Origin of the sequence: Brachybacterium sp. NBEC-018 (assembly GCF_024860185.1) — a bacterium.
GTDB lineage: Bacteria > Actinomycetota > Actinomycetes > Actinomycetales > Dermabacteraceae > Brachybacterium > Brachybacterium rhamnosum.
In genome coordinates, this window is sequence record NZ_CP100650.1 from 3,030,395 (window position 1) to 3,050,482 (window position 20,088).

Consider the following 20,088-nt stretch of genomic DNA (forward strand, 5'->3'; position numbering starts at 1 on the left):
GGCTCAGCCCCGCTGGATGAGGCTCATGGCCTCGGCGCGCGTGGCGCCGTCGCGCAGCTGACCGCGCACGGCGCTGGTCACGGTGCGGGCGCCCTCGGCGCGCACGCCGCGCATGGACATGCACTGGTGCTCGGCCTCGAGGACGACGATCGCGCCGGCCGCGCCGAGCTCCTCCATGAGGGCCTCAGCGATCTGGGTCGTGATCCGCTCCTGGACCTGCGGGCGCCGCGCGTACACGTGGACGAGGCGGGCGAGCTTGCTCAGCCCCGTCACGCGGCCGTTCCCCGGGATGTAGCCCACGTGGGCGACGCCGTGGAAGGGCAGCAGGTGGTGCTCGCACAGGGAGTGGAAGCGGATGTCCCGCACCAGCACGAGCTCCTGGTGGTCGATCTCGAAGGTCGTGGACAGCGGCTCGTGCGCGTCCTTGTCGAGGCCCTCGAAGACCTCGGCGTACATGCGCGCCACCCGCGCCGGGGTGTCGCGCAGCCCGTCGCGGTCGGGGTCCTCCCCGATGCCCGCGAGGATCTCGCGGACACCGGCGGCGACACGGTCCAGGTCGACCGGCATCTCAGTACCCCGTCCCATCGCTCTGACCGGGGGCGCCCGGGATCCCGGGGCCGTCGCCGCCCGGATGGGGCAGCTCGGGGGCGCCCGGCTGCAGCGGCTCGCCGGCGTCGTGGGACTCGGTGCCCGTGCCGGTCGTGCTCACGCCGACGCTCGGCGGGGCGAGGGCGGGGCGGTCGGTGTCCGACTGCCACACCTCGCGCCGCGGGTGCTTGCGGACGTCCGCGAAGATCGCGGCGAGGTCGTGCTCGTTCAGGGTCTCCTTCTCCAGGAGCTCCTCGACGAGCCGGTCCAGCACGTCGCGGTTCTCGGAGATGACGGCCCAGGCCTCGTCGAGGGCGTTGTCGAGCAGCGCGCGGACCTCCTGGTCCACGATGCTCGCCGTCTCCGCGCTGTAGGCGGGGCCCTGGCCCTGCTGCATGCCCACGAAGACCTCGTCCTGGTCGCCGGAGAGGGCGACCTGGCCGATCCTCCCGCTCATGCCGAGCTGCGTGACCATCGTGCGCGCGATCTTCGTCGCGTTCTGCAGGTCCGAGCTGGGACCGGTGGTGACGTCGTGGAAGATGCTCTCCTCGACGGCGTAGCCGCCCATGGCGTAGGCCAGGCGGTCCAGCAGCTCGTTGCGGGACTGGTAGTTGCGGTCCTGGGTGGGGACCACCATCGTGTAGCCGCCCGCGCGGCCGCGCGGCAGGATCGTCACCTTGGTGACCGGGGCGGAGTTGTTCATGGCCGCCGCCACGAGCGCGTGGCCGCCCTCGTGGTACGCGGTCATCTGACGCTCGCGCTCGGACATGACCTTGGAGTACCGCTGCGGACCCATGGAGACGCGGTCGATCGCCTCGTCCAGCGCCCGGTTGTCGATGATCTGGTTGCCGGAGCGGGCGGTGAGCAGCGCGGCCTCGTTGAGCACGTTCGCGAGATCCGCACCGGACATGCCGATCGTGCGGCGGGCGACGGCCTCGAGGTCGACGTCGTGCGCGAGGGGCTTGCCCTTCGCGTGCACGGTGAGGATGTGCAGGCGGCCCTTGAGATCGGGCGCCTCGACGGCGATCTGGCGGTCGAAGCGGCCCGGGCGCAGCAGCGCCGGGTCGAGGATGTCCACGCGGTTGGTGGCGGCGATGAGGATGACGTTCTGGTTCTCGTCGAAGCCGTCCATCTCGACGAGCATCTGGTTCAGCGTCTGCTCGCGCTCGTCGTGGCCGCCGCCCATGCCGGCGCCGCGATGGCGGCCCACGGCGTCGATCTCGTCGATGAAGATGATCGCCGGGGCGTTCTCCTTCGCCGTCGAGAAGAGATCGCGCACACGGCTCGCGCCGACGCCCACGAACATCTCCACGAAGTCGGAGCCGGAGATCGAGTAGAAGGGCACGTTCGCCTCGCCGGCCACGGCCCGCGCGAGGAGCGTCTTGCCGGTGCCGGGAGGGCCGTACAGCAGCACGCCCTTGGGGATCTTGGCGCCCACGGCCTGGTACTTGCCCGGGTCCACGAGGAACTGCTTGATCTCGTCGAGCTCCTCGACGGCCTCCTCGGCGCCCGCGACGTCCGCGAAGGTGACCTTCGGCGACTCCTTGTTGAACAGCTTCGCCTTGGACTTGCCGAACTGCATCGCCCGGCCGCCGCCGCCCTGGGCGTTCATGATGAGGAACCAGAACAGGCCGATGAAGATCAGCAGCGGCAGGAAGGACACTAGGAGCGTCGACCACCAGGAGCTGGTGGCGATCTCGTCGGTGTAGCCCTTCTCGGGATCCGCGGCGGTGACGGCGGAGACGACGTCGTCCGCGCGGGCGGTGACGTAGGAGAACTGGACCTTCTTGCCCTTGTCCTCGTCGCCGTCCTTGTAGTTCTCGGTGAGCACGAGGTCGACGCGCTGCTGGTTGCCGTCGATGATCTTGGCCTGCTCGACGGTGCCGCCCTTGAGCAGCTCGAGCCCCTGCTCGGTGTCGATCTGCTGGTAGCCGTCCCGACCGAGGAAGGTGAACAGGACCATGCCGGCCAGCAGCGCCACCACCACCCAGATCGCGATGGAGGTGAACGGGCGCTTGCGCCGCCCGGACCGGGAGGTGGTGGGGTCGTTCGCCATGTCAGCCCTCGTAGACCGAGCGCTTGAGGACGCCCACGTAGGGGAGGTTCCGGTAGGTCTCCGCGTAGTCGAGCCCGTAGCCGATGACGAACTCGTTGGGGATGTCGAAGCCGAGGTAGCGCACGTCGATCTCGACCTTCGCGGCGTCCGGCTTGCGCAGCAGGGTCGCGATCTCGACGGACTTCGGGCCGCGCGAGCGCAGGTTCGCGAGGAGCCACTTCAGCGTGAGCCCCGAGTCGATGATGTCCTCGACGATGAGCACGTGGCGGTTCGAGATGTCCGCGCCGAGGTCCTTGAGGATGCGGACGACGCCGGAGGACTTGGTGCCCGATCCGTACGAGGAGACGGCCATCCAGTCCATCTCGACGCTGAGGTCCGTCGCGCGGGCGAGGTCGGCCATGACCATGACGGCGCCCTTGAGCACGCCCACCATGATCGGGGGCTCGTCCGCGTAGTCCTCGGCGATCTGCCGGCCGAGCTCGGCGAGCCGATCGGCGATCTGCTGCTCGGTCAGCAGCACGCGATCGACGTCGGGGTGGATGTGCGTCTGGGGCACGCGGGTCTCCTCCGTGGGTGCGTGGGTGCGGTCGCCGCGGCTCGAGGTCCTCAGGGGTCACCCCTTCGCCATACCAGCATTCCGTCGCGACGAGCGACCTCGATCCTACCCGGAAGGGGCACCGCTGCCTGACCGTGCCATGTGACGGTCAGGGAGTCCGCGGCGAGCACCTGCCGGCGCAGCAGGGACTTCCCCGAGGAGGTGCCCGCGGCGGCCGCCGCCCGGCGCGAGGCGTCGCGCAGCACCCGGGTGCGCAGCGGGGCCGGGGCGGCGGCGAGGGCGTGCACGTCCAGCAGCAGCAGGTCCCGCTCCTCCCGGAGCTCTCCGCCGTCGCGGGTGAGGGCCGCGAGCAGCTCCTCGGCCTCGGCGTCGAGATGATCGGCGTCGGGCCGCACGAGCTCGGCGGTGCGGGCGAGGTTCTCGTCGATCTGCTCGCCGAGCAGCTCGCGCAGCAGCGGGAGCGCCCGGTGGCGCACGCGGGCGCGGAGCAGGGACTCGTCCGCGTTCATCGGGTCCTCCCACCACTCGAGCTCGTGCACGCGGCAGATCTCCTCGGTGTCCTCGCGGCGCAGCCAGGTGCTCTCGTCACGGCCGCTGCCGAGGAACGGTCGCAGGATCGCGCCGCGGCGGCGCGGGATCCCGGCGAGGGCGCGGGGCCCGGCCCCGCGGGCGAGGCCCATGAGCACCTGCTCGGCCTGGTCGTCGAGGGTGTGACCGAGCAGCAGCGCGAGCGCGCCCCGCTCCTCGACGAGGTGGTCCAGGGCCTCGTGGCGGGCGGTGCGCGCGGCGGCCTCGACGCCGCCGCCGGTCGTGAGGTCCACGGCGACGTGGAGCACGATCGCCTCCGCGCCGAGGTCCTCGGCCTGGACCCGGGCGCGCTCGGCGACGCCCGCGGAGCCGTCCTGGAGACCGTGGTCGACGATCGCGGCGAGGGTGGAGAGGCCCATGCGGCGTCCCACCCACACCGTGGTGGCGAGCAGGGCGAGGGAGTCCGCTCCCCCGCTGAGCCCCACGACGAGGGTCGGGGTGTAGCGGGCGGCGTCGGTGTCGTCGGCGAGCTGCTCGATCCGCTCGGTGAGGGCGAGCCGCACGGCCGTGCGGGCGCGGGCGACGACGGGGGGAGGCCCGGCCATCACTCCGCCCGGACCAGCTCGGCGGCGACGGCGTCCGCCGCGGCGCGGGCCTCCGCGGCGCGCGAGCCGTCGAAGCCGTGGACGACGATCGAGTAGCCGACGGTCCGTCCGTCGGGCAGGACGGCGGTCCCCGCGAGCGTCGAGGAGCCGCCGAGGTAGCCCGTCTTGCCGCGCACGAGGCCGCGGGCGGTGCTCGCGTCCCCGTCGGAGAACCGCTCGGCGAGGGTGCCGGAGAGCCCCGCGATCGGCACGTCGTAGAGGATCGGGGTGAGGGCCGGGACGCCGCCCGAGGCGACCTCGCCGAGCACGGCCGCGAGCAGGGCCGGCGGGACCCGGTTCTGGGTCGAGAGACCCGAGGCGTCGCGGATCACGAGGTCGTCGAGGTCGCTCGAGGGCACGCCGACCTCGGCGGCCAGCTCGCGCACCCCGTCGGTGAGGGCGGCCGCGGCCCCCTCGGGGGTGGTCGGCTCGCCGCGGGCGGCGGCGAGCAGGTGCCCGAGCAGCTCGGCGGTGGTGTTGTCGGAGATCTGCAGGGTGTGGCGGACGATCTCGGAGAGCGGGGCGGACTCGACCTCGACCGCGGCGGCGCCTTCCGGGGCGGTCCCCTCGGAGACGGATCCCTCCACCTCCACGCCCTGCTCGCCGAGCAGCTCGGCGAAGCGCTCCGCGACGTCCCCCACGGGATCGCTGGACTTCGGGCCGTACTCCTCCCCGTCGAGCCAGCCCTCGTCCAGTGCCATCGCGGCGGTCGGGGTGACCCAGCCGCCCGCGGTGCCGTTGCTGCCCCACGCGGGGTTCTCCCCGCCCTGGATCGCGGAGGTGTCCACGGCGAGGTGGACCGTGCCGCTCCCCTGTTCGCGGGCGAGCTCCGCGGCGCCCTCGGCGAGGGTACGGAGGTCGCCCTCGTCGAGCGTCATGTCCCCCTCGCCCTGCAGCACGACCGTGCCGTCGCTCACGAGGGCCCGTGTGGTCAGGGTCTCCCCGGGGTCCACCTCGCTCAGCAGCGCGGCCGCGGTGAGCAGCTTGAGGGTCGAGGCGGGGACCCGGGCCGTCCCGGCGTCGCGCTCGGCGATCACCTCGCCGGTCCCGGCATCCACGACGCTGTACGCGAGGTTCCCGTCCACCACGGGGTCGGAGGCGTGCTCCTCCATGCGGGAGGCCAGGTCGGCGGCGGTTTCCGGGTCGACGCTCGGCGCGACCTCACCGCTCGGGGCGGGCACGGTGACGCGCTCGTCGTCCTCGGCGGCGGCGCGCGGGCCGGCCTCCTGCCCACTCTCGGAGGAGACGGCCGTGAGGACCCCCGGGAAGGCGTCGGCGAGGTCGCCCACCACGTAGAAGCTCAGCGGGACGGCCGCGCACAGCGCGATCGCCGTGTTCCGCCATATGCGCTCGGAGACCATGACCCCACGATAGGGTGTCGAGGTCAGTACGAGAGCCCGCTGGGCCAGGAGCAATGGAGCGGCAGTCGTGGAATTCGACGTGACCATCGAGATCCCCCGGGGGAACCGCAACAAGTACGAGGTGGATCACCACAACGGGCGCATCCGCCTGGATCGGATGCTGTTCACCGCCACCCGCTATCCGGATGACTACGGCTTCATCGAGGGCACCCTCGGCGAGGACGGCGACCCGCTGGACTGCCTGGTCCTGCTCGAGGAGCCGACCTTCCCGGGCTGCCTGATCCGCTGCCGTGCGCTGGGCATGTTCCGCATGCGCGACGAGGCCGGCGGCGACGACAAGATCGTGGCCGTGCCCGTCGGCGACCGCCGTCAGGTGCGTCGTCAGGAGCTCACGGACGTCTCCGAGTTCCACCGCCTGGAGATCCAGCACTTCTTCGAGGTCTACAAGGACCTCGAGCCGGGCAAGAGCGTCGAGGGCGCCCACTGGGAGGGTCGCTCGGACGCCGAGGCCGAGATCCGTCGCTCCTACGAGCGCGCCGTCGGCACCGAGCACGAGAACGAGTTCACGCGCGTCGACTGAGCGCGGCGCGTCCGGGGCACGGCCCCGACCGAGCGGAAGGGCCCCGGATCCTGTGATCCGGGGCCCTTCGCCGTCGGGTGCGAGCTCCGCCCGAGGAGCCTCAGAGCCGGCGGGCGTCGACCTCGTCCGGCGCGGTCCCCTCGACGGTCTCGCCCTGGACGGTGACGGCCTGGGCGAAGATGTCCTCGAGGGCGGAGACGACGCTGCGGGAGACGGCGCGGGCGCCCACCCCGCCGATCACGGCGCCGATCCCGAAGGGGAGCAGCCGGCCCAGCCAGAGGCTGCCGCTGCGGGAGAGCACGCGGCGGCGCACGTACTTCGAGACCTGCTTCGTCACGAGCGAGGGGACGACGCCGCCGCCGGCGAGCACGCTCCCCCACTGGTGACCGGAGCGGCCCATCGCACGGGCGATGATCTGCTCGCCGCGCTCCCCGCTGAGGACGGCCATGAGCACGAGCCGGCGCGTGTCGCGGTCCCGCATGTCGATCTCGTGGATCTCCGCCGTCGCGAGCATCGCGAAGGCCGCGGCCTCGCCGAAGCTGAGGCCCTCGCCGACGGTCAGGCCCATCGCCGCGATCGTGCCGATGCCGGGGAGGGCTGCGGCGCCGCCGATCCCGGCGCCGCTCGCGGTCGCGAGCAGCGTGAAGCGGCGGGAGATCATGCGCAGCAGCTCGGCGCGGTCCGCCTCGGGGTGCGCGGTGCGCAGGTGCGCGACGTAGCGGCGCGCGAGCGGCGCCTGCGCGGCGACCGCGGAGTCGAGCACGGCGATCCAGCGCTCGTCGAGCGCGCTGTCGCCCTCCTCCGCGGGGATCTGGGCGGGGGTGTTGTCGGTCGAGGTCACCGGGTGCTCCGTTCCGTCGGTGGTGGGACGGGGACAACCTACCCGGAGAGCCCGGGACCGCCCTGCGCGGCGCGGTCCGGGGCGCGCCCAGGTCCTCAGCCGCGGGCGGTGTCGACGACGACCTCGCCGTCGCCGAGGCGCTCGATGTCCCCGGTCAGGCCCAGGCGCCGCACGGCCTCGGGCAGCTCGGCGAGGTGGGGGACGTAGGCGTTGTCCGCGAAGGAGCGCGGGACCGATCGGTCGTGGCAGAGGACGCCGTGCAGGTGGTCGGTCTCGTGCTGGAGGATGCGGGCGGTCCAGCCGCGGTGCTCCTCGTCGACCTCGCGGAGCTCGCCGGTGGGCAGCAGCTCCGTCGCGCGCAGGCGCACGCGGCGGGAGCGGGGGACGATCGAGCTGAAGCCGTCCACGGAGAGGCAGCCCTCCCAGGCGTAGACCTGCTCGGTGCCGAGCAGCTCGATCGCCGGGTCGAGCAGGGCGCGCAGGGCGAGCGGACTGCGCTCGAGGAGGTCGCCCTCCTCGTTCTCCCCCTTGTCACCGGCGTAGCGGTCCTCGACGACGACCATCTGCAGCGGCAGGCCGATCTGCGGCGCGGCGAGCCCGACCCCGGGCGCCTCGCGCATGGTCAGGGTCATCGCGTCGGCGAGCTCGGGGAGGAGCTCGGCGAGACCGGCGTCGAGACGCGCGACGGCGCCCGCGGCGCGGCGGCGCAGCGCGGGGTGCCCCGTCTGGACGATGCGCAGGGGCGCGTCCGCGCTGTCGCGGCGGTCGAGGAGGCGGCGGGCGAGATCGGAGATGTCCACGTGACAAGTATGCGGTCCCGCCCCGCTCCCCACCTCGACGAACGGTGGTCCCTGTCACAGGAGAGATGGGCTACACTCGCCCTGCCGGTGCAGGGAAGCACCACGCGATCCTGCGGAGTACCGGTGAGCACTGAGCAGTACTACTTCACAACGGATCGTCCGGCACGTACCTGCCGGTGAAGGGAATCACCATGGCTACCGTCACGTTCGACAACGCCTCGCGCGTCTACCCGGGCCAGGAGCGCCCGGCCGTGGACAACCTCAACATCGAGATCGGCGACGGCGAGTTCCTCGTCCTCGTCGGCCCCTCGGGTTGCGGCAAGTCCACCTCGCTGCGCATGCTCGCCGGTCTCGAGGAGATCGACGCGGGTCGCATCCTCATCGGCGACCGCGACGTCACCGACGTCCCCCCGAAGGATCGCGACATCGCGATGGTCTTCCAGAACTACGCCCTGTACCCGCACATGACCGTCGCGGACAACATGGGCTTCGCGCTGAAGATCGCGGGCACCCCGAAGGCGGAGATCCGCAAGCGCGTCGAGGACGCGGCCGCGATCCTCGACCTCACCGAGTACCTCGACCGCAAGCCGAAGGCGCTCTCCGGCGGTCAGCGCCAGCGTGTCGCCATGGGCCGTGCGATCGTCCGCTCGCCCCAGGTGTTCCTCATGGACGAGCCGCTCTCGAACCTCGACGCGAAGCTGCGCGTGTCCACCCGCACCCAGATCGCCTCGCTGCAGCGTCGTCTCGGCGTCACCACCGTGTACGTCACCCACGACCAGACCGAGGCCATGACGATGGGCGACCGCGTGGCCGTCCTCAACGCGGGCGTGCTCCAGCAGATCGACACCCCCCGCCGCATGTACGACCACCCGGACAACGTGTTCGTGGCCGGCTTCATCGGCTCCCCCGCGATGAACCTCATCGAGGAGAAGCTGACGGACCAGGGCGTGCAGTTCGGCGGCGCGACCCTCCCCGTGGACCGCACCACCCTCTCGGACACCAACGAGTCCTCCGTGACCGTGGGTGTGCGCCCCGAGGACCTCGAGCTCGTCGGTGACGGCCAGGGCCTCGCGGTCGAGGTCGACGTGGTCGAGGAGCTCGGCGCGGACGCCTACGTCTACGGCCGCCTCGCCGGCGCCGACGAGACCGCCAAGCCGGTCATCGCCCGCGTCGACGGCCGCCGCCCCCCGATGAAGGGCGAGACGGTGCACTTCCGCCCCAAGGAGGGCCACCTGCACCTGTTCGACGTGAAGTCCGGCCAGCGCCTCGGCGACTGACCTCCCAGGACTCGTCCACGACGGGCGTCCGGCCACCGGCCGGGCGCCCGTCGTCCGTCCCCGGGGCCTTCCTTCCTCGCATCTCCCGTGCGAGGTGACCCCGACCTGGGGGACAATGGGGCCATGGCACCCCTGGAGATCACCGCGTCCCGTGCGGATCCGGCCCTGCTGGACCTGCCCTGGGAGCAGCCGCTGGAGGACTGGCCGGACGAGATCCTGGCCGCCCTCCCCCGCGGCATCTCCCGTCACGTGGTCCGCTTCGCCCGGGTCTCGGGCCGTGTGCTCGCCCTCAAGGAGATCGACCACGCGCTCGCCCGTCGCGAGTACGACATGCTCAAGGTCCTCGGGCGCATCGGCATCCCCGCGGTGGTGCCCTTCGCGGTGATCTCCGGCCGCACCACGCCGCAGGGCGACCCGCTGGACGCCGTGCTCATCACACGGCACCTCCAGTTCTCGCTCCCCTACCGCGCCGTGTTCAGCCAGGTCTCCCGGCAGGACACCGCGCACCGGCTCCTCGACGCGCTCGCGGTGCTCCTCGTGCGCCTGCACCTCGAGGGCTTCTACTGGGGCGACGTGTCGCTGTCCAACACGCTCTTCCGCCGTGACGCGGGCGCCTTCGCCGCGTACATCGTGGACGTCGAGACGGGCAGCCTGCACGAGCAGCTCTCCGACGGCCAGCGCAGCTACGACCTCGACCTGGCCCGCACGAACATCATCGGCGAGCTCATGGACCTCCAGGCCGGGGACATGATCGACCCGGAGTCGGACCCGGTCGAGGTGGGCGACGACCTCGTGCGCCGCTACAACGACCTCTGGGACGCGCTCACCGCACGGGAGCAGTTCTCCACGGACGACCGCTGGCGGGTCTCCGCCCGCATCGAGAAGCTCAACAAGCTCGGCTTCGACGTGGGCGAGCTCGAGATCACCACGGACCTCGACGGGACCTCGCTCTCGATCCGCCCCAAGGTCGTCGACGCGGGCCACCATGCTCGCCGGCTCATGCGGCTGACGGGCATCGACGCGCAGGAGAACCAGGCCCGCCGACTGCTCAACGACCTCGACCACTACCGAGCGGCGACCGAGCAGCAGGCCGAGGAGGAGGAGTTCGTCGCCCACGAGTGGCTGCAGCGGCAGTACGAGCCGGTGGTGCGGGCGATCCCGCGCGGCATGCGCTCCAAGCTCGAGCCGCCGGAGTTCTTCCACGAGGTGCTCGAGCACAAGTGGTTCCTCTCCGAGGAGCGCGGCGCGGACGTCAGCCTGGACGACACGGTGCGGGACTACATCCTCACCGTGCTCGTCCACCGTCCCGACGAGAAGTCCCTCGTCACGACGGAGACCTCGGCGCTGCCGATCATCGAGTCCTGAGCCCGCCGGGGCCGCTCTCGGTCCCGGGCACACGCGAGGGGCGGTACCCTCCGGTGCCGCCCCTCTCGTGATGATGGAGCGAGGTCAGGCGCGACCCTGCGCGGCGCGCACCCCGGCGATCTCGTAGAGGGAGATCGCGGCGGCGACGGAGGCGTTGAGGGACTCCGTGCGGCCGGCCATCGGGATCGAGACGACCTGGTCCGCGGTCTCGCGGGCGAGCCGGGACAGGCCCTTGCCCTCGGCGCCGACGACCAGCACGACCGGCTGCGTGCCGAGCTCGAGCTCGCGGCTGGTGACGTCACCGTCCGCGTCCAGGCCCAGCACGAACACGCCCTGGGACTTGAGCGAGGAGAGCGTGCGGTTGAGGTTCGTGACCTGGGCGACTCGCACCCGGCCGGCGGCGCCCGCCGCGACCTTCCAGACGCTCGCGGTCATCGACACGCTGCGACGCTCGGGAAGGATCACGCCGTGCGCGCCGAAGGCGTCGGCGCTGCGGAGGATCGCGCCGAGGTTGCGGGGATCGGTGATCCCGTCCAGGGCGATCAGCAGCGGCGCCTCGAAGGCGTCGGAGGCGATCTGCAGGAGCTCGTCGACCTCCGCGTACCGGTACGGAGGGATCGTCAGCGAGACGCCCTGGTGCACCGCGTGGTCGGTGCGGCGGTCCAGGTCGGAGCGGGGCACCTCGGTGACGGGCAGGTTGCGCGCGGCGGCGAGGCGCATGATCTCGCGCACCCGCTCGTCGACCTCGATGCGGGTCATGAGCGTGAGCTGGGTCGCGGGGACCTCCTCGCGCAGCGCCTCGAGCACGGAGTTGCGCCCGGCGACCTGGTCGCTGCCGGGGCTCGCCTTCGCGCCGGAGCTCTTCTTCGCGCCGCCCGCGTACGCCTTGTGGCCGGGACGGTCCTGGGCCTTGGGCGTGGGGCCCTTGCCCTCGAGGGCGCGACGGCGCACGCCGCCGGAGCCGACGGTCGCGCCCTTCTTCGAATGGCGCATGGCGCCTCGCCGTGAGCTGTTGCCTGCCATGGGGTTCCTTCTTCCTCAGCTGCGCGGTGCGAGCGTCCAGCGGGCGCCGTCGGCCCCGTCCTCGACGCGGATGCCGGCAGCGGTCAGGGCATCGCGGATCTCGTCCGCGCGCGCCCAGTCCTTGTCCGCACGGGCGGCCGCCCGTGCGCTCAGCTGTGCCTGGACGAGCGCGTCCAGGGCGTGGTGCTCGGTCTCGTCCCCGGCGCCGGCGTCCTGCCACTGCGCGCCGAGGGGGTCGAGGCCGAGGACGTCGAGCATCGCGCGCAGCCGCGCGAGCCCGGCCGCGACGGCCGACGCCTCGCCGCCGGCGGCGAGCAGGGCGTTGAGCGCGGAGAGCTCGCGGTGCACGACGGCGAGCGCCTCGGGGACGGCGAGGTCGTCGTCCATCGCGGCGGTGAACTCCGCCGGCAGCTCCACGGCGCCGTGATCGACGTCGGGTGCGGCGGCGGGGGCGTGCTCGGTGCCCGCGAGCTGCTCGGCGGCACGGCGGGCGGCGGCGCCGAAGCGCTCCCAGACCGTCGTCGCCTCGCGCAGCGAGCTCGCGTTGTACTCGACGTTGGCGCGGTAGTGGCCGGAGACGAGGGCGAGCCGCACCACCGGCACGGGGCTCTCGGCGAGGGCCTGCGCGGCGGTGACGAAGTTGTCCAGGCTCTTGCCCATCTTCAGCCCGTCCACGGTGAGCATGCCCGAGTGCATCCAGCGCTGCGCGAAGCCGTAGCCCGCAGCGTGGGACTGGGCCTGCTCGTTCTCGTGGTGGGGGAAGCGCAGGTCCAGGCCGCCGCCATGGATGTCGAAGGTCTCGCCCAGGTACTTCAGGCTCATCGCGGAGCACTCGAGGTGCCAGCCGGGACGGCCGCGTCCCCAGGGCGTGTCCCACGAGGCGGTCGCGGGCTCGGACTCCTTCGCGGCCTTCCAGAGGGCGAAGTCGCGGCGGTCCCGCTTGCCGGGCTCGGTCTCCTCGCCGGAGTCCTGCATGTCCTCGGGGCTCTGGCGGGTGAGCGCCCCGTACTCGGGGAGCGACGCGACGGAGAAGTACACGGAGCCCCGGCCGTCCGGGTAGGCGTGGCCCCGCTCGATCAGCCGCTCCATGAACGCGATCATCTCGGGGACGTGGCCCGTGGCGCGCGGCTCGTAGTCGGGTCGGCGGTTGCCGACGGCGTCGAGCAGGGCGTGGAAGTCACGCTCGAAGCGCAGCGACCAGGCCCACCACTCGGCGTCGTTCTCCGCGGCCTTCGCGAGGATCTTGTCGTCGATGTCGGTGACGTTGCGGACATGGGTGACCGCGTACCCGCTGCGCTCGAGCCAGCGCACGAGCACATCGAAGGCGAGGAAGGTGCGCAGGTGCCCGAGGTGCGGGCCGCCCTGCGTGGTGGGGCCGCACACGTACAGCGACACCGCCCCCTCGCGCACCGGCGTGAGCGCGGTGGTGGTGCGGGTGGCGGTGTCGTGCAGGTGGAGAGTCACGCCGACCAGGGTACCGGGCGCGCGGCCCGGGATCGCCCTGGTGGGGCGCGGGTCTCAGGAGGAGCTGGAGGAGGTGGCGGTCGTGGCCGCCGGCTTCCCGTAGAGCTCCTCGAAGGTGTCGTCGTAGGAGACCGTGTTGCTGCGGCGCTTGCCCTGGACCGCGCCGACGGCGGACTGCGCCGTCTCGATCGTGGTCTCGGGGGCCTTGAGCTTCTTGGAGACGAGGAAGGCGATCAGGCCGGCGATCGCGCCGAGCAGGATGAACACGCCCGCCACGATGAGGAAGGAGGCCCAGGCCGGCAGCCCCAGGGCCTGCAGCCCGGCGGCCGCGGCGAACAGCAGCATCACCCAGGCGGAGAGCAGGAGGAAGAGCAGCACCGCGGCGCAGGCGGCGATGATGCCCACCTTGATGCCGAGGGCGGTGAGCTCCTTCTTGGCGATGTCGATCTCGTGATGGACGACGCCGAGGATCTCGTCCTTGATGGACTGGACGAGCTCACCGATGGACCGCTGGGTCGGCGGCGTGCTCGGATCGTTCGTGGTGTTGATCATGGTCGGAGCCTATCGCAGGGTTCGCAGGGTCAGGAAAGGGTGACGCGGGGCCGGCGGTCAGTCGACCGAGATCCGCTTGCGCTTGGGCGACTCGGCCCGAGGGCCGGCGGAGCTCGAGCGGCGCACGACGACCGTCGGGGCGACGGCGACGTCCCGGGCCTCGACCTCGTGGCCGGAGACGCGCTCCACGAGGAACTGCGCGGCGAGCGCCCCGAGGCGATCGGAGTTCGGGTCCACGCTCGTGAGCTGGGCGATGCCGGAGGAGGCGAGCGAGGTGTTGCCGTAGCCGGCGACGGCGAGCTGGTCCGGCACGGAGAAGCCGGCCTCGCGCGCGGCGGAGAGCACGCCCACGGCGGTCACGTCGTTCGCGCAGGTGACGGCGGTGGGCACGTGGCTGCCGCGCAGGAGCATGTTGCCGGCGGTCTGCCCCACCTGCTCGGTGAAGTCGCCGGGCTCGATGCGTGCGTGGTCCTCGAGTCCGTGGCGCGCCATGGCGCGGCGGAAGGCGTCCGCGCGCTCACGGGCCACGGCCGCGCCGACCCCGCCGACGTGCGCGATGTCCTGGTGACCGAGGCCGACCAGGTGGTCGACGAGCAGGCCCTGGCCCACCTCGTCGTCGATGCGGACGGTGTCGATGCGGCCCACGTACTCCTGCGAGCAGCCGATGCCCACGAAGGGACGGTCGCCGGTCGCCGCGATGACGCTGTCCATGTCCGCGAGGTCGGAGACCATGAGGAAGCCGTCCACGCCGAGGCGCACGAGCGACTCGATCGCGTCGGTGTCCGCGGCGACGGGGTACTCGGGGACGCGGCGACGGGTCGGGACCACGACGGCGGTGCGACCGGTCGCGGTGAGCTCGATGCGGATCGAGCGCACGAGGTCGGAGATCCAGGTGTTGCGCATCGTGTTGACGAGCACGGCGACGACGCCGCGGTGGTCGGTCTCGCCCGCGAGCTCCTCCAGCGGGAAGCGGAGGCGCTCGGCCTCCTCCTGCACGCGGCGGCGGAGGGCGGGTCGGATGTCGTCCATGCCGCGCAGGGCGCGCAGGGCGACCGCGCTCGAGATGCCCAGGGAGTTGGCCACGTCCCGCAGCGAGCCCTGGGGCGAGCTCGAGGACGATGCCGCCCCGTCGCGCTCGGTGGGGGCGGAGTCGTCGGCCGGGGTCTTCGCGTCACTGCTCATGGACCCATTGAACCGCATCGGCGGGCGGGGTCGGGCCTTCCCGGGCGAGTCCCGCGCCACGTCGGGGCGGGGGCTATCCCCCGCGGGATCCGTCGGAGTCCCCGGTGGGGCCGGGCTCCGGCCGCCGCATAGTGTCCTGTCCATGGACGACACCTCCGCCCCGCCGGCCCCCGGCCGCACCCGATCGGCCCCGCGCCGCGCCCGGGTGACCCCCGCCTCGCTGGCCTCCGTGGTCATCGGCGGGATGCTCCTGCTCACCTGGTTCTGGATCTCGCTGACCCTCCTGCTCACGGGCCTCGGCGGTCTCGCCGCGCTGGGCAGCGGTCTGCTGCTGCTCGTGCCGTGGGTGCTCGCCATGCGGGTCGCCGTGCTCGTCGAGCGCCGCCGCGCCGTCGCGGTGCACGGCCTCGAGGTGATCGTGCCGTCCCGCCGCCGCTCCACCCGCGGCGGCGTCGCCGGGTGGCTGCACGACCTGTGGCTGGACGTGTGCTCGGGCTGGTTCTGGAAGGGCGTGCTGCATCATCACCTCGCGATGCTCGTCGCCGGGGTCTTCGCCCTGCTCTCGCTCGTGGCCCTGTTCGTCTCCTGGCTCGCGGTCGACGTCGCCGTGCGCCACGGGGCGCTCACCCTCGGCACCGTCGAGCTCCCCCGCTGGGGTCTCGCGGGGATCGGCGCGGCCGCGCTCGTGGTCTCCCTGCTGATGCTCGTGCTGGGGGCGCTCTCGGACCGCGGGCTCGCCCGCGCGATGATCTCCGGCTCCGAGGAGGACCTGCGCGGCCAGGTCGCCGAGCTCGCCGTGCGCCGCCAGGGCGCGGTCGACGCCGCCACCCAGGAGCGGCTGCGGATCGAGCGGGACCTCCACGACGGCGTGCAGCCGCGACTGGTGGCGCTCGGCATGACGCTCGGCATGGCGCGGCAGAGCATCCGCACGGACCCGGACCGCGCGGAGGAGCTCGTCACCCGGGCGCACTCGGAGACCAAGGCGGTCATCACCGATCTCCGCCAGCTCGCCCGGGGCATCCACCCGGCGGTGCTCACCGACCGCGGCCTGGACGCGGCGCTCTCGGCGCTCGCCGCCCGCTCCGCGGTGCCCGTCGACCTCCAGGTGGACCTGCCCCGCCCGCTGGACCGGGAGCGGGAGGCCGTGGCGTACTTCGTCGTCGCCGAGGCGCTCACGAACATCGCCAAGCATGCCGACGCCCGGCACGCGTCGGTCGCCCTCGCCCAGTCCGAGGACGCCCTGCGCGTGCGCATCGAGGACGACGGCCGCGGAGGCGCCCGCGTGCACCGCGACGGCCGCTCGACCGGTCTCGCCGGTCTCACCGACCGGGTCCGCGCGACCGGCGGCCGGCTCGAGGTCGCGAGCCCCGAGGGCGGCGGCACCGTGCTGCTCGCCGTGATCCCCCTTCCCGACACCGCTCCGCCCCGCTCCCCCGCGACGCCCGCCCGCGTCGCCGTCCCCGCCCCTGAGGAGGCCACCCGATGAGGATCGTCATCGCCGACGACGCCGTGCTGCTGAGGGCGGGGCTCGAGCGCCTGCTCACCGACGCCGGTCATGAGGTCGTCGCCGCCGTGGGCGAGGCGACCCCGCTGCTCCACGCCGTCACCGAGCACTCCCCCGATCTCGCCGTGATCGACGTGCGCATGCCCCCCAGCTTCACCGACGAGGGGGTGCGGGCGGCGACCCTCATCCGGGCGCAGGACCCGGACGTCGCCCTCCTCGTGCTCTCCCAGTACGTCGAGGAGCGCTACGCCTCCGAGCTCATCGCGGACTCCCCGCGGGGCCTGGGCTACGTGCTCAAGGACCGCGTCGCCGACGTCGAGGACTTCCTCGGCGTGGTCGACGAGGTGGGCCGGGGCGGCACCTGGCTCGACCCCGAGGTGGTCCAGCAGATCTTCGTCCGCTCCCGGCGCCGGCGGGTGCTCGAGCAGCTCACGCCGCGGGAGCGGGAGGTGCTCTCGCTCATGGCGCAGGGCCGCTCCAACCAGGCGATCGCCGATGCCCTGTTCGTCTCCGCGGGGAGCGTGGAGAAGCACATCTCCTCGCTCCTGACCAAGCTCGACCTCCCGCCCGTGGACGGCGAGAACCGCCGTGTCATGGCCGTGCTGCGCTACCTGGAATCCGAGGACCGCTCATGACCGCCCTGCCTCCCGCCCCCGCCCCCGCCGTCGCGCCGGCCCCGGAGCCCCGCCACCGGCTCGACCCGCCCCGGCACCTCACGCCGGATCCTCGCCGCGACCGCCCGTGGCGCACGGCGAGCGTGCTCCTGGGGTCGCTGATCGTCGTGCTGGTCCTGGTCCTGCTCGCGGCGAGCGTGCTCATCCCCTGGTACCTCGACCGGAACATGACCACCGTCGCCTCGACGCAGGAGCTCGGCAGCCCGACCGCGCTCTCCCTCGAGGCCGACGTGGGCGACGTGACCGTCGTCCGGGAGGCGGACGCGCAGCAGGTCACGCTCTCCCTCGTGGAGTCCGGCGCGACGACGCCGCCGCCGTCCGGGGAGACCGTGCTCGCACGGTTCACGGACTCCGGCACCGCCCAGCACCCGGCGATCTCGGTGCGCCAGCCCTCCGGCGGGAACCCCGTGCCGTGGCTCGACGACACCCGGGACCTCCTGCTCGTGGTCCCCGAGGACCTCGACCTCGACCTGGACATCCAGCTGGACTACGGCGAGGTCGAGGCCCAGGGCTCCTTCACCGCCCTGGACGTGGCGGCCGACACCGGCGCCGTGGACCTGCAGGACCTCACGGTGGCCGGCCCGCTCACGGTCGCGACGGACTTCGGCGACGTCTCCATCGACCTCGCCTCCCCCGTCACCTCGGGCGTCGACATCACGAGCGACACCGGTGAGGTCGACCTGGGGCTCGCCCCCGATGCCGCCGGGGACGTCCGGATCGCCGCGGACCTCGGCAGCGTCACCGTCCGTGCGCCGGGCACGGCGCGCCGCACCGTCGACGCGGTCACCGACCTCGGCGAGACGCGCGTCGACCCGCTCGTGACGGGGGCCGACGGCGACATCGTCGGCCACATCGCGGTGGAGTCCTCCGCGGGGGACGTGATCGTGACCCGCTGACCGTGCACGACGAGGACGCCGGCCGCGACGGGATCCCGTCGCGGCCGGCGTCCTCGCTGCCGGTCCGGTCCGCGCCTCGGGCACGGACCGCTCGTCCCGGTCAGCCCTTGCCGGTGAGGCCCTTCTGGATGAGATCCATGACCGAGGAGTCGGCGAGGGTCTGGGTGTCCCCCACCTGACGGTTCTCGGCGACGTCGCGCAGCAGGCGGCGCATGATCTTGCCCGAGCGGGTCTTGGGCAGCTCCGTGACCAGGAGGACCCGCTTGGGCTTCGCGATCGGGCCGATCTCCTTGCCCACGTGCTGGCGCAGGATCTCCACAGCCTTGTCCTCGCCGCCGGCCTCCGCGACCGCGTCCTCGGTGCCCGAGCGCAGGATGACGAAGGCGACCACGGCCTGGCCGGTGGTCTCGTCGGCCGCGCCGACCACGGCCGACTCCGCGACCCACTCGTGGCTGACGAGGGCGGACTCGATCTCGGTGGTCGAGAGGCGGTGCCCGGAGACGTTCATGACGTCGTCCACGCGGCCCAGCAGCCAGATGTCGCCGTCCTCGTCCTTGCGGGCGCCGTCGCCGGCGAAGTACTTGCCGGGGAAGCGGGACCAGTAGGTCTCCTCGAAGCGCTCCGGGTCGCCCCAGATGCCGCGGAGCATCGACGGCCACGGCTCGGTGAGCACGAGGTAGCCGCCCTGGCCGTTCTCCACGGGCTCGCCCGCGTCGTTGAGGACCTCGGCGCTGATGCCCGGGAGCGGGACCTGCGCGCTGCCCGGCTTGGTCTCGGTGACGCCCGGGAGCGGCGAGATCATGAGGGCGCCGGTCTCGGTCTGCCACCAGGTGTCGACGATCGGGCAGCGGTCCCCGCCGATCACGCGGCGGTACCACATCCATGCCTCGGGGTTGATGGCCTCGCCGACGCTGCCCAGCAGACGCAGGGAGGAGAGGTCGAACTTCCCCGGGATCTCCTCGCCCCACTTCATCGCGGTGCGGATCGCGGTGGGCGAGGAGTACAGCTGGGTGACCTTGTACTTCTCGACGATCTCCCACCAGCGGCCCTGATGCGGGGTGTCCGGGGTGCCCTCGTAGATGACCTGGGTGGTGCGGTTGACCATCGGGCCGTAGACGACGTAGCTGTGCCCGGTCACCCAGCCGACGTCGGCCGTGCACCAGTAGACGTCCGTGGAGGGCTTGATGTCGAAGGCCGCGCGGTGCGTGTACGCGGTCTGCGTGAGGTAGCCGCCGGTGGTGTGGACGATCCCCTTGGGCTTCCCGGTGGTGCCGGAGGTGTAGAGGATGAACAGCGGGTGCTCGGCCTCGACCCACACGGGCTCGTGCTCGGCGGAGGCGGTCTCGCGCGCCTCGTGCCACCACACGTCGCGGCCCTCGGTCCACTCGACGTCCCCGCCGGTGCGGCGCACCACGAGCACCTTCTGGACCGACTCGCCGCCGCCGGCGAGCGCCTCGTCGACCGCGGGCTTGAGCGCCATCGCCTTGCCGCGGCGGAACTGGCCGTCCGCCGTGATCACCACGCGGGCCTCGGCGTCCTCGATGCGGGAGCGCAGGGCGTCGGCGCTGAAGCCGCCGAAGACCACCGAGTGAGGGGCCCCGAGGCGGGCGCACGCAAGCATCGCGAAGACGGCCTCGGGGATCATCGGGAGGTAGATCGCGACCCGGTCGCCGGTGCGCACACCGAGATCGGTGAGCACGTTCGCCATCCTCGAGATCTCGTCCTTCACCTGGGCGTAGGTGTAGGTGCCGTCGGAGCCGTCCTCGTACTCCGCGAGCAGCGCGACCTGGTCGCCGTGGCCGGACTCGACGTGGCGGTCCACGGCGTTGTAGGCGGCGTTCAGGGTGCCGTCGGCGAACCACTTCGCGAACGGCGGGTTCGACCAGTCCAGCGTCTGCGTGAACGGCGTCTTCCAGCTCAGCAGCTGCGCGCGCGAGCGCCAGAAGCCGAGGCGGTCGCGCGCGGCCTCCTCGTAGAGCGAGGGGCGCGCCACGGCGTTCTGGACGAACTCGGTGGGCGGCGGGAAGGTGCGGCTCCCGGAGCCGAGGTGGTCGATCCCGGTGACGGCGTCGTCGGACATCAGCGCTCCTGTTCCTGGGCCCCGCGAGGGCCCTGGGCGTTCGGTTCGGCACCCACCATAGCGCCTGAGACCCAGGCCACAGGTCGCGGTCCGAGGTTCCGGGCGACGCCCTCCGCG

Annotated in this window: 18 protein-coding genes; 6 read left to right on the forward strand and 12 right to left on the reverse strand. The window is 72.8% G+C overall.

Features of this window, described 5'->3' with window-relative positions; all coding sequences use genetic code 11:
- Window positions 1–3: 3 nt before the first annotated feature.
- From folE to NLU66_RS13790, 5 genes are read right to left on the reverse strand one after another with little or no spacing between them, the layout of a single operon-like run.
- Complete coding sequence (gene folE / locus NLU66_RS13770) at window positions 4–567, reverse strand: GTP cyclohydrolase I FolE (protein WP_137771068.1); 564 nt, start codon at window positions 565–567, stop codon at window positions 4–6.
- Window position 568: 1 nt separating this feature from the next.
- A complete protein-coding gene (gene ftsH / locus NLU66_RS13775) occupies window positions 569–2,644 on the reverse strand; it encodes an ATP-dependent zinc metalloprotease FtsH (RefSeq protein ID WP_259360208.1) in 2,076 nt (691 codons plus the stop codon).
- A gap of 1 nt (window position 2,645) precedes the next feature.
- Window positions 2,646–3,200, reverse strand: a complete 555-nt coding sequence (gene hpt / locus NLU66_RS13780) for a hypoxanthine phosphoribosyltransferase (RefSeq protein ID WP_137771070.1) — start codon at window positions 3,198–3,200, stop codon at window positions 2,646–2,648.
- Between the two features lie 50 nt (window positions 3,201–3,250).
- Window positions 3,251–4,333 (reverse strand): tRNA lysidine(34) synthetase TilS, encoded by a 1,083-nt coding sequence (gene tilS, locus NLU66_RS13785; RefSeq protein WP_259360209.1) that lies wholly within the window; start codon window positions 4,331–4,333, stop codon window positions 3,251–3,253.
- Window positions 4,333–5,733 (reverse strand): D-alanyl-D-alanine carboxypeptidase/D-alanyl-D-alanine-endopeptidase, encoded by a 1,401-nt coding sequence (locus NLU66_RS13790; RefSeq protein ID WP_259360210.1) that lies wholly within the window; start codon window positions 5,731–5,733, stop codon window positions 4,333–4,335. Before NLU66_RS13790 ends, tilS begins: the two co-directional genes overlap by 1 nt.
- 67 nt (window positions 5,734–5,800) lie before the next feature.
- Here NLU66_RS13790 and NLU66_RS13795 point away from each other — a divergent pair, with 67 nt between their 5' ends.
- Complete coding sequence (locus NLU66_RS13795) at window positions 5,801–6,313, forward strand: inorganic diphosphatase (protein WP_137771073.1); 513 nt, start codon at window positions 5,801–5,803, stop codon at window positions 6,311–6,313.
- A gap of 100 nt (window positions 6,314–6,413) precedes the next feature.
- Here NLU66_RS13795 and NLU66_RS13800 read toward each other — a convergent pair whose 3' ends face one another.
- Together NLU66_RS13800 and NLU66_RS13805 are read right to left on the reverse strand one after the other, a co-directional pair.
- Complete coding sequence (locus NLU66_RS13800; protein ID WP_259360211.1) at window positions 6,414–7,154, reverse strand: hypothetical protein; 741 nt, start codon at window positions 7,152–7,154, stop codon at window positions 6,414–6,416.
- A 95-nt stretch (window positions 7,155–7,249) separates the two neighbouring features.
- Window positions 7,250–7,954, reverse strand: coding sequence for a peptide deformylase (locus NLU66_RS13805; RefSeq protein ID WP_259360212.1), 705 nt, complete (start codon window positions 7,952–7,954; stop codon window positions 7,250–7,252).
- 191 nt (window positions 7,955–8,145) lie between these two features.
- On the opposite strand from NLU66_RS13805, the gene NLU66_RS13810 reads away from it, so the two are divergent.
- Window positions 8,146–9,231 carry an ABC transporter ATP-binding protein gene (locus NLU66_RS13810; protein WP_259360213.1) on the forward strand — a complete coding sequence of 362 codons (1,086 nt, stop codon included), beginning with the start codon at window positions 8,146–8,148 and terminating at the stop codon, window positions 9,229–9,231.
- A 123-nt stretch (window positions 9,232–9,354) separates the two neighbouring features.
- Window positions 9,355–10,596 carry a DUF4032 domain-containing protein gene (locus tag NLU66_RS13815; protein ID WP_259360214.1) on the forward strand — a complete coding sequence of 414 codons (1,242 nt, stop codon included), beginning with the start codon at window positions 9,355–9,357 and terminating at the stop codon, window positions 10,594–10,596.
- 84 nt (window positions 10,597–10,680) lie between these two features.
- On the opposite strand, the gene rlmB is transcribed toward NLU66_RS13815, so the two are convergent.
- The 4 genes from rlmB to NLU66_RS13835 are packed head-to-tail and all read right to left on the reverse strand — an operon-like array spanning window position 10,681 to window position 14,817.
- Entirely contained in the window at window positions 10,681–11,619 is a 939-nt protein-coding gene (gene rlmB / locus NLU66_RS13820) for a 23S rRNA (guanosine(2251)-2'-O)-methyltransferase RlmB (protein WP_259360215.1), read from the reverse strand.
- Between the two features lie 15 nt (window positions 11,620–11,634).
- Complete coding sequence (cysS, locus tag NLU66_RS13825; RefSeq protein ID WP_259360216.1) at window positions 11,635–13,083, reverse strand: cysteine--tRNA ligase; 1,449 nt, start codon at window positions 13,081–13,083, stop codon at window positions 11,635–11,637.
- Between the two features lie 54 nt (window positions 13,084–13,137).
- On the reverse strand, window positions 13,138–13,635 hold the full coding sequence (locus NLU66_RS13830; RefSeq protein WP_259360217.1) for a phage holin family protein: 498 nt from the start codon (window positions 13,633–13,635) through the stop codon (window positions 13,138–13,140).
- Between the two features lie 57 nt (window positions 13,636–13,692).
- Window positions 13,693–14,817 carry a LacI family DNA-binding transcriptional regulator gene (locus NLU66_RS13835; protein ID WP_259360218.1) on the reverse strand — a complete coding sequence of 375 codons (1,125 nt, stop codon included), beginning with the start codon at window positions 14,815–14,817 and terminating at the stop codon, window positions 13,693–13,695.
- A 142-nt stretch (window positions 14,818–14,959) separates the two neighbouring features.
- Here NLU66_RS13835 and NLU66_RS13840 point away from each other — a divergent pair, with 142 nt between their 5' ends.
- From NLU66_RS13840 to NLU66_RS13850, 3 genes are read left to right on the forward strand one after another with little or no spacing between them, the layout of a single operon-like run.
- Window positions 14,960–16,303, forward strand: coding sequence for a sensor histidine kinase (locus NLU66_RS13840; protein WP_259360219.1), 1,344 nt, complete (start codon window positions 14,960–14,962; stop codon window positions 16,301–16,303).
- Window positions 16,300–16,956 (forward strand): response regulator transcription factor, encoded by a 657-nt coding sequence (locus tag NLU66_RS13845; protein ID WP_137771083.1) that lies wholly within the window; start codon window positions 16,300–16,302, stop codon window positions 16,954–16,956. The genes NLU66_RS13840 and NLU66_RS13845 overlap by 4 nt, the downstream gene beginning before the upstream one ends.
- Window positions 16,953–17,891 (forward strand): DUF4097 domain-containing protein, encoded by a 939-nt coding sequence (locus tag NLU66_RS13850; RefSeq protein ID WP_259360220.1) that lies wholly within the window; start codon window positions 16,953–16,955, stop codon window positions 17,889–17,891. The genes NLU66_RS13845 and NLU66_RS13850 overlap by 4 nt, the downstream gene beginning before the upstream one ends.
- Window positions 17,892–17,991: 100 nt before the next feature.
- Here the strand turns inward: NLU66_RS13850 and acs are convergent, their stop codons facing one another.
- Complete coding sequence (gene acs, locus NLU66_RS13855; protein WP_259360221.1) at window positions 17,992–19,971, reverse strand: acetate--CoA ligase; 1,980 nt, start codon at window positions 19,969–19,971, stop codon at window positions 17,992–17,994.
- Between the last annotated feature and the right edge of the window lie 117 nt (window positions 19,972–20,088).